2 protein-coding genes are annotated in these 2,396 nt (G+C 67.3%); both read right to left on the bottom strand.

Annotated features, from left to right (window positions below; genetic code table 11):
- Positions 1–73: 73 nt before the first annotated feature.
- Positions 74–241, bottom strand: a complete 168-nt coding sequence (locus tag ACYPYD_RS18665) for a YbdD/YjiX family protein (RefSeq protein WP_459664835.1) — start codon at positions 239–241, stop codon at positions 74–76.
- 2 nt (positions 242–243) lie between these two features.
- On the bottom strand, positions 244–2,289 hold the full coding sequence (locus ACYPYD_RS18660) for a carbon starvation CstA family protein (protein ID WP_459664758.1): 2,046 nt from the start codon (positions 2,287–2,289) through the stop codon (positions 244–246).
- Between the last annotated feature and the right edge of the window lie 107 nt (positions 2,290–2,396).

The following is a 2,396-nucleotide window of genomic DNA, read 5'->3' as shown; positions in this document are numbered from 1 at the left end:
AGCGCAGCGAAGCAATCCAGGGCGGTTTACGCGGCCCTGGATTGCTTCGCTGCGCTCGCAATGACGGACAGAGTTAGCAGCACTTGCCTCCGCCCGCCCCGCCGTAGCGCGCCTGCTCGCGGTTGCGGAAGAACTCCAAGCGGGTCATCGGAGTGGCATCCGGATGGGCGCGCGCCATGTGGGCGAGGTAGACCTCGTAAGGCGGCTGCCCCACCATCAGGCGCAACATCTGGCGCAGCATGCTCATTCCGCCGGGACCATCTGCGCAGGGCTCTCGTTCACCGTCGGCCGGTCTTCACGCAGGGCCGCGAGGCACGTCCGCACGGTGAAGAACATCAGCGACACCACCACCGCGAGAAACACCGCGCAAAGCCCCGCATCGACGCGGTCGTTGAAGACGATCGCCTGCATCTGCTCCATCGACTTGGCCGGGGCCAGCACGGTCCCCGCCTCGATCGCTGCGCCGAACTTCGCGGCATGGGCGAGGAAGCCCACGGTCGGATCACTCGACAGCAACTTGAGCGAACCGGCGCTGAGCGTGCAGATCAACAGCCACACGGTCGGGATCACCGTCACCCAGGCATAGCGCTGCTGCTTCATGCGGAACAGCACGGTCGTCGCCAGCATCAGCGCCACGGCGGCGAGCATCTGGTTGGAGATGCCGAACACCGGCCACAGCGTGTTCACCCCGCCCAGCGGGTCAGTGACACCCTGATAGAGGAAGAAGCCCCAGCTCAGCACGCACAGCGCCGTCGCCACCACGCCCGGAAGCCACGAAGTTCCCGCGCGGAACGAGGGCACCGCAAGGCCGATCAGGTCCTGCAGCATGAAGCGCCCGGCGCGTGTGCCCGCGTCGACGGCGGTGAGGATGAACAGCGCCTCGAACAGGATGGCGAAGTGATACCAGAACGCCTTCATCGCCGTGCCGCCCGCGACATGGCTGAAGATCTCCGCCATCGCCACCGCCAGCGTCGGCGCACCGCCGGTGCGTGATACGATGGTGTGCTCGCCCACGTCGCGCGCGGTCTGGACCAGAAGGTCGGCGCTCACCGGGAAGCCCATCGCGGTCACCGCATGGGCGGCGCTGGCGGGGTCGGTGCCCAGCACGGCGGCGGGGCTGTTCATCGCGAAGTAGATGCCCGGATCGAGGATCGAGGCGCCGACGAGGGCCATGATCGCCACGAAAGCCTCCATCAGCATCGCGCCGTAGCCGATGAAGGGCGCGTCGGTCTCGCTGCCAATCAACTTGGGCGTGGTGCCGCTGGCGATCAGCGCGTGGAAGCCGGACACCGCTCCGCAGGCGATGGTGATGAACAAGAACGGGAACAGCGCGCCCGACCACGCCGGACCGCCGCCACCGACGAACTGCGTCAGCGCGGGCATGCGCAGCGGCGGCGCCATGACGACGATGCCCACGGCCAGCGCGGTTATCGCCCCGATCTTGAGGAAAGTGGAGAGGTAGTCGCGCGGCGCCAGCAGCAGCCACACCGGCAGCAGCGAAGCAAGCGCGCCGTAGCCGATCAGAATCCAGCACAAGGTCTGCGGGGTGAAGGTGAACAGCGGCCCCCAGATCTCAGAGGCGGCCACGTTCTGCCCGAACACGATCGCCGCGATCAAGCCGACGAAGCCCAGCACGGAGACTTCGCCGATGCGCCCCGGCCTGATCCAGCGGGTGTAGATGCCCATCGCCAGCGCCAGCGGGATCGTCGCGGCGACGGTGAACATGCCCCAGGGGCTCTCCGCCAGCGCGCGCACGACGATCAGCGCGAGCACCGCCAGGATGATGACCATGATGAGGAAGGCGCCTGCCAGCGCGATGGTCCCCGCAACCGCGCCCATCTCCATGCGCACGAGTTCGCCCAGCGACTTGCCGTCCCGCCGCATCGAAATGAACAGGACCATGAAGTCCTGCACGGCGCCTGCCAGCACGACGCCGAAGATGATCCACAAGGTGCCCGGCAGATAGCCCATCTGCGCCGCAAGCACCGGCCCCACCAGCGGCCCCGCCCCCGCGATCGCCGCGAAGTGGTGTCCGAACAGCACGCGCCGGTCGGTGGCGACGTAGTCCAGCCCGTCGGCGCGGGTGAGCGCCGGGGTCGCGCGGGCGGGATCCAGCCGCATCACATGCTGCGCAATATACAGCGCATAGTAGCGATAGGCGACGAGGAAGCAGCTCACCGCCGCGACCACAATCCACAGCGCATTGACCGCCTCCCCGCGCGACACGGCCAGCACCGCAAGGCAGATCGCGCCGACAATCGCGAGGATGATCCAAGGGATGTGCTTCAAGTCTGCCTCTCCGTTCGACCGCTGGCGGTTTGAACCGATGGGGCTTCGACAAGCTCAGCCTGAGCGGGATTTGAAGACCTGCTCTCAATCCCGCTCAGGCTGAGCTT

Source organism: Novosphingobium sp. 11B (assembly GCF_054589055.1).
This window is presented reverse-complemented; position numbering and strand designations above follow the sequence as displayed.

What these genes read in the sequence shown, in the direction of transcription:
- ACYPYD_RS18665 (WP_459664835.1), bottom strand. Translation starts at nt 241, where the DNA reads ATGCTGCGCCAGATGTTGCGCCTGATGGTGGGGCAGCCGCCTTACGAG.